We start from the raw sequence: 6,708 nt of genomic DNA, 5'->3' as shown, positions 1-6,708 counted from the left end.
CGGTTCGCCGCTGCGACTCGTCCCGCGATGGGCTGCGCAGCAGCCCCGGCAGTTTCCGACGCCACTATCCTCCACTGCCAATAGTCTTCCCGCGTCCCCTGCCGTAAACTTCAAGCCCCCTCACCGCAAGGCCCTGCCCATATGGAAATGCAATGGTGGATCTGGCTCGTCTTCGGCATCGCCCTGGTCCTGCTCGAACTGGTCCTGCCTACGTTCTTCATTCTCTGGTTCGGCATCGGCGCCATCCTGGTGTCGCTGATCGCCCTGGCCGCCCCGGCCCTGCAACTGGACATGCAGGTGCTGCTGTGGGTGGCATTCTCCTCCCTTACCACCCTGCTGTGGTTCAAGCTGTTCCGGCGCAAGAAGCCGGACGTGCGCTGGACCGCCGACAGCGTGATCGGTGAAGTCGGCCTGCTGACCGCCAGCGTGTCGCAGTTCCAGAAAGGCCGGGTGCGCTTCCAGAAGCCCATCCTCGGCAACGAGGAATGGACCTGCGTCGCCGACAGCGACATCCCTGCCGGCGAGCGCGTTCGCCTGGCCGCCATCGAAGGCAACACCGCGCGGGTTACCCGCCCCTGAATCCGTACTGAAAGGAAGCTTGCAATGACCAGCCTCATCGTCGTCGGCGCCATCGCCCTGTTCGTTCTGATCACCCTGTTCAAGGGGGTGCGCATCGTGCCCCAGGGCGAGGAATGGATCGTCGAGCGCCTGGGCCGCTACCACAGCACCCTCAAGCCCGGCCTGAACATCCTGGTGCCGTACATGGACGTAGTCGCCTACCGCCTGCCGACCAAGGACATCATCCTCGACGTGCAGCAACAGGAAATCATCACCCGCGACAACGCGGTGATCGTCGCCAACGCCCTGTGCTTCGCCAAGGTGGTCGACCCGCAGAAGGCCTCCTACGGCGTGCAGAACTTCTCCTTCGCCGTCACCAGCCTGACCATGACCTCGCTGCGTGCCATCGTCGGCGCCATGGACCTCGACGAGGCATTGTCGAGCCGCGAGCAGATCAAGGCGCGCCTGCGCGAGGCGATGTCCGAACAGACCGAAGACTGGGGCGTGACCGTACGCTCGGTAGAGATCCAGGACATCAAGCCTTCGGAAAACATGCAGAAGGCCATGGAGCGCCAGGCCGCAGCCGAACGTGAACGAAAGGCCGACGTGACTCGCGCCGAGGGCGCCAAGCAGGCCGCCATTCTCGAAGCCGAAGCTCGCCTGCAGGCCGCCAGGCTGGACGCCGAGGCGCAGATCAGCCTCGCCGAAGCCTCGGCCCGGGCGATCACCCTGGTGCGTGAAGCGGTGGGCAACGAGACCACCCCGGCCATGTACCTGCTGGGCGAGCGCTACATCGGCGCGATGGAGAACCTGGCCGGGAGCGACAACTCCAAGGTGGTGGTGTTGCCAGCGGACCTGCAGGAGACCGTGCGCGGGTTGCTGGGGCGCGGCAAGGCTTGAAGACCGCACCGTCCTCTTCGCGGGTAAACCGGAGCGGCGGTTCGGCGCGCCGATTTATCCGCGAAGAACACAACACCGATTTCAAGCGCTGCGCACCGACAACTGCGGCACTTCACCGCACCCCCGCATTTTTACCTATACTCCGCCGTACAATAGCCACCTGATTCCTGACCGGATCTCTCCATGCCCCCACGTCGGCACATCGCCTGGATAGCCTGCCTTGCAGTGCTGTTCAACCTGCTGGCCATGCCGCTGTCTTCTGCCGCGCCCAAGGGCCCGGCCGAACAGCTGCTGTGGGGTGCCTTCTGCTCGACTGGCGCGGGCAAGGCCAAGCTCGATGTCCAGGCCCTGGCCAAGATCGACCTGGGCCAACAGGACGACCACTCCAACATGCAGCACTGCTGGTGCTGCTCGGGTGCCTCGCCTGTGCTCGCCCTGGCCAGCCACGCACCGCAACTGCACAGCCCGCTGCAACTGCGCTTCGGCCAGGCACCACCACTCGCCACGCACCAGCCCACGCCGCGCCAGCTCTGGCCGGCACTCAATCCGCGAGCCTCTCCGTTGGCCTGAGTTCAAGACGCTGTTCCTGAACCTGTACAGACCGGAGACTCACCATGCTCAAGCAAGCCCTCATCCTGGCCACCCTGCTGCTGCCCAGCGCCTTCGCCAATGCCCACGAATACAGTGTCGGCGACCTGCATATCGCCCACCCCTGGTCGCTGGAGCTGCCACCGAACGCACCCAATGTCGCGGCGTATTTCATCGTTCACAACAACGGCAAGGTCGATGACCGCCTGTTGAGTGTCGAAAGCCCCGTCAGCGATGACGCCCAGTTGCACGAACACGTCAAGACCGCTGTCGGCGCCATGAAGATGCAGCAGGTACAGAGTGTGGTCGTGCCTGCAGGCAAGGACCTGACCTTCGCCCCCAGTGCCTATCACGTGATGCTGATGCAGCCCAAGGACCGCAGCCTGCTCACTGACGGCAAGCGCTTCCCGCTCACCCTGCACTTCGAGAAAGCCGGCGACATCACCGTCGACGTCGCCGTGCAGAAGCAGCCGCCCGCCGACCAGGCAGGACACGAACACGCGCACTGACCGCTGACAGGCGCTCGTCATGAGCTTGCCGCGCAACAGCACAGCCCGCAGCACCCGCCCTGATCGCAGGCGCGTCGGTGGCGGCTGGCTGAGCCTGTTCGCCATGTGGATGATTTTCATCGGCCCGCTGGTTTCCCAGTCGATGCCGATGGATCACCACGCCGGCATGAACATGAGCATGGCCATGGACATGCCCATGGCCGCGGGGCACCCGCATGCCGGGCAAGACCACCACGGTCACGGCAACGACGGCCAGCTACACACCGATTGGGAGAAATGCGGCTACTGCAGTTTGCTGTTCAACTGCCCCGCCCTGCCCCAGACCCTCAGCCCACTCAGCCTCGCCAGCACCATCCCGACCACCCTCGCCACCTACCCGACTCGCCAGGGCCATGCCCTGCGAGCGGTGTTTCCCGGTGCCCGCAGCCGCGCCCCACCTCCGTCGATCAACGTCTGACCACCCCGTTTCACGCCCGAAGCCAGGAGGCTTCGCGCTTACTCATGACTGATCGACTGGAATCATTATGTCCGGCTGCACCCCTGTTTCTGCCCTGTCCCGCCATGGGACCCTCGCCATGCTCTGCGGCTCGCTGCTGAGCCCGCTGGCGCTCGCCGTCGAGCCTGGCCACGAAGGCCATGACGCCCCGGAACTGAGCCCGACGGTGATCACCGCCATCGCGCCCAGCTCGCCGCTGACCGTAGTCACCAACCCCAAGGATCCACGTCAGCCGGTGCCAGCCAGTGACGGCGCCGACTACCTCAAGACCATCCCCGGCTTCTCCGCCATCCGCTCCGGCGGCACCAACGGCGACCCGGTGCTGCGCGGCATGTTCGGCTCGCGCCTGAACATCCTCACCAACGGCGGTGTGATGCTCGGCGCCTGCCCCAACCGCATGGACGCCCCGACCTCGTACATCTCGCCGGAAACCTACGACCGCCTGACCGTGATCAAAGGCCCGCAAAGCGTGATCTGGGGCCCCGGCGGCTCGGCTGGCACCATCCTCTTCGAGCGCGAGCCGGAGAAATTCGGCACCCTCGGCAGCCGGGTCAACGCCAGCCTGCTCGCGGGCTCCAACGGCCGCTTCGACAAGGTGCTCGACGCCGCCGCCGGCAACAACCAGGCCTATGCGCGCTTCGTCGGCAACCAGTCGCGCTCGGACGACTACAAGGACGGCAATGGCGATACCGTGCCTTCGCGCTGGGACAAATGGAACGGCGACGTGACCCTCGGCTGGACCCCGGATACCGACACCCTGCTCGAACTCACCGCCGGCAAGGGCGATGGCGAAGCGCGCTACGCCGGACGCGGCATGGACGGCTCGCAGTTCAAGCGCGAAAGCCTGGGTCTGCGCTTTGAAAAGTCCAACCTCGGCGAGGTGCTCGACAAGGTCGAGGCGCAGGTCTACTACAACTATGCCGACCACGTGATGGACAACTACAGCCTGCGCACGCCCTCGGGCAGCGGCATGATGGGCATGCCCATGGTCAGCAACGTCGATCGGCGCACCCTCGGCGCACGTATCAAGGCGACCTGGCGCTGGGCCGACGTACAGTTGATCAGCGGCATCGACGCGCAGACCAACGAACACCGCAAACGCGGCGGCATGGGCGTCGACGCGCACAAGGGCCAGGCCTGGACCAAGGACGCCGACTTCCATAACTACGGCGTGTTCAGCGAGCTGACCTGGTACGCCACCGGCGAGGATCGGCTGATCAGCGGCGCGCGCCTGGACCGCGCCTCGGCCCGCGACTTCCGCCAGGCCAGTGCCACCCATGGCGATACCCGCGCCGATACCCTGCCCAGCGGCTTCATCCGCTACGAGCATGACTTGGCGGCGATTTCCGCTACCAGCTATATCGGCCTGGGCCACGCCCAGCGCTTCCCCGACTACTGGGAGCTGTTCTCGCCAACCAACGGCCCGCGGGGCTCGGTCAACGCCTTCGACAGCATCAAGCCGGAGAAGACCACCCAGCTCGACTTCGGCATCCAGTACCAGGACGAACGCCTGCAAGCCTGGGCCTCCGGCTACGTCGGACAGATCCGCGACTACATCCTGTTCGACTACCGCAGCATGATGGGCATGAGCAGCACCCAGGCGCAGAACATCGACGCCCGCATCATCGGCGGCGAGCTGGGCGCGGCGTACAAGCTCGACGAAAACTGGAAAGCCGACGCGACGCTGGCCTACGCCTGGGGCAAGAACAGCAGCGACGGCAAGGCCCTGCCGCAGATGCCTCCGCTGGAAAGCCGCCTCGGCCTGACCTACAGCCGCGATGCCTGGAGCGTCGGTGCGCTGTGGCGTCTGGTCGCGGCGCAGAACCGCATCGCCCAGAACCAGGGCAACGTGGTGGGCAAGGATTACGAGAAGAGCGGCGGTTTCGGCGTGTTCTCGCTCAACGGTGCCTACAAGGTCAACAACAACCTCAAGCTCAGCGCGGGCGTCGACAACCTGTTCGACAAGGCCTACGCCGAGCACTTGAACCTGGCCGGGAACGCCGGGTTCGGCTACCCGGCGGCAGACCCGCAGCCGGTCAACGAGCCGGGCAGGACCTTCTGGACCAAGGTCGATTTCAGCTTCTGACAATAACAACCGGGGCGCGGGCCTGACCGCGCTCCACCTGGTCGAACGGGAGGCTCCATGAGCAAACCAAAGCAATCCTTCTACAACCTGGCCTGGCGCTGGCATTTCTATGCCGGGCTGTTCGTCGCGCCCTTCATGATCCTGCTGGCGATCACCGGGATCATCTACCTGTTCAAGCCGCAGCTCGACCCGTGGATGTACCGCGACCTGATGGTGGTCGAGGCCGGCCCGCAGCGCCAGAGCGCCGACACGCTGCTGGCCCAGGTGCGCCAGGCTTATCCACAGGGCCATGTCGGCCAGTACCTGCCACCGCTGAACGCCGAGCGCAGCGCGCAGTTCGTGGTGCATGACGGCGGCCGCGAACTGAACGTGTTCGTCGACCCGTACAACGCCAAGGTGCTGGGCGCACAGGACGGCAAGCAGAACCTGCAGGCAATCGCCCGCGCCCTGCATGGCGAGCTGATGGTCGGCACTGTCGGCGATCGGCTGGTGGGGAGCTCGCCGCAGGCTGGGGCATCGTGCTGGTGGTGTCCGGGCTTTATCTGTGGTGGCCACGTGGCCGCAACAGCCGCGGCGTACTGTGGCCACGCCTGTCGGCACGCGGGCGCGTGCTGTGGCGCGACCTGCATGCGGTCAGCGGCTTCTGGGGTTCGGCACTGCTGTTGCTGATGCTGCTCAGCGGCATGACCTGGACCGGGCTGTGGGGCAAGCAGTACGCCGACCTGTGGAACCGTTTCCCGGCGGCGATGTGGAACGACGTACCGAAATCCGACCAGCAGGCCGGCGCGCTGAACAGCGCTCATCGCCAGACCTTGCCCTGGGCCCTTGAGAACACGCCGATGCCGGTGTCCGGCGCGCATGCCGAGCACATGGGCCATCACGACATGCACAGCGCCCCGGCCGCGCCGCAGATCACCCTGCAGCAGGTCGAGGATCTGGCCAAGGCCCGCGGCGTGGCGCCGGGCTACAGCATCACCTCGCCGAGCACCGCTGAAGGCGTGTTCACCATTGCGGTGTTCGCCGACGATCCGCGTAACGACGCCACCCTGCATGTCGACCAGTACACCGGCAAGGTCCTGGCCGACGTGCGCTGGCACGACTACAGCCCGGTAGCCCGCGCCACCGAGCTTGGGGTGATGCTGCACGAGGGCAAGATGTTCGGGCCGCTCAACCAGATCGTCATCCTGCTGGTGTGCCTGATGATCCTGCTGGGCTCGGTGAGCGGGTTGGTGATGTGGTGGAAGCGCCGCCCGTCCGGTGGGCTTGGCGTACCGCCGCTGCGGCATGACCTGCCGCGCTGGAAGACAGCGGTGACGGTGATGCTGGTACTGGGTGTCGTGTTCCCGCTGGTGGGGGTGTCGATGGTAGTGATGTGGGTGGTCGACAGCCTGGTGGTGCGGCGCGGGCGGGTCGCGGTACAGGCCTGAATCGCGTCGGCCTTTTCGCGGGCAAGCCCGCTCCCACAGGTACAGCGCTGAACCCCGAGTCAGCGCTGTACCTGTGGGAGCGGGCTTGCCCGCGAAAAGGGCATCCGTTGATTTCGGTCATTCAAGAATCGCCACTGCACCGCC

At 65.8% G+C, this 6,708-nt stretch carries 6 protein-coding genes and 1 pseudogene; all 7 read left to right on the top strand.

From position 1 onward, the window contains the following. The first annotated feature begins 141 nt into the window (after positions 1-141). The 7 genes and pseudogenes from APH44_RS22320 (at position 142) to APH44_RS22290 (ending at position 6,564) form a co-directional block, all read left to right on the top strand. Positions 142-579, top strand: coding sequence for an NfeD family protein (locus tag APH44_RS22320; RefSeq protein WP_054894581.1), 438 nt, complete (start codon positions 142-144; stop codon positions 577-579). Positions 580-603: 24 nt separating this feature from the next. Next, entirely contained in the window at positions 604-1,458 is an 855-nt protein-coding gene (locus tag APH44_RS22315; protein WP_054894580.1) for an SPFH domain-containing protein, read from the top strand. Positions 1,459-1,641: 183 nt separating this feature from the next. Beyond that, entirely contained in the window at positions 1,642-2,028 is a 387-nt protein-coding gene (locus APH44_RS22310) for a DUF2946 domain-containing protein (RefSeq protein ID WP_054894579.1), read from the top strand. A 44-nt stretch (positions 2,029-2,072) separates the two neighbouring features. Continuing rightward, positions 2,073-2,555, top strand: coding sequence for a copper chaperone PCu(A)C (locus APH44_RS22305; RefSeq protein ID WP_054894578.1), 483 nt, complete (start codon positions 2,073-2,075; stop codon positions 2,553-2,555). 19 nt (positions 2,556-2,574) lie between these two features. Continuing rightward, positions 2,575-3,012 (top strand): DUF2946 domain-containing protein, encoded by a 438-nt coding sequence (locus APH44_RS22300; RefSeq protein ID WP_054894577.1) that lies wholly within the window; start codon positions 2,575-2,577, stop codon positions 3,010-3,012. A gap of 67 nt (positions 3,013-3,079) precedes the next feature. Then, entirely contained in the window at positions 3,080-5,137 is a 2,058-nt protein-coding gene (locus APH44_RS22295) for a TonB-dependent copper receptor (protein WP_054894576.1), read from the top strand. Between the two features lie 57 nt (positions 5,138-5,194). After that, a pseudogene (locus APH44_RS22290) lies at positions 5,195-6,564 on the top strand (PepSY-associated TM helix domain-containing protein). Positions 6,565-6,708 lie beyond the last annotated feature (144 nt).

Origin of the sequence: Pseudomonas sp. NBRC 111143 (genome assembly GCF_001320965.1) — a bacterium.
In the GTDB taxonomy this organism is placed as follows: domain Bacteria; phylum Pseudomonadota; class Gammaproteobacteria; order Pseudomonadales; family Pseudomonadaceae; genus Aquipseudomonas; species Aquipseudomonas machongensis.
The sequence above is the reverse complement of the archived record's forward strand: the minus strand, read 5'-3'. Positions and strand labels throughout refer to the sequence as shown.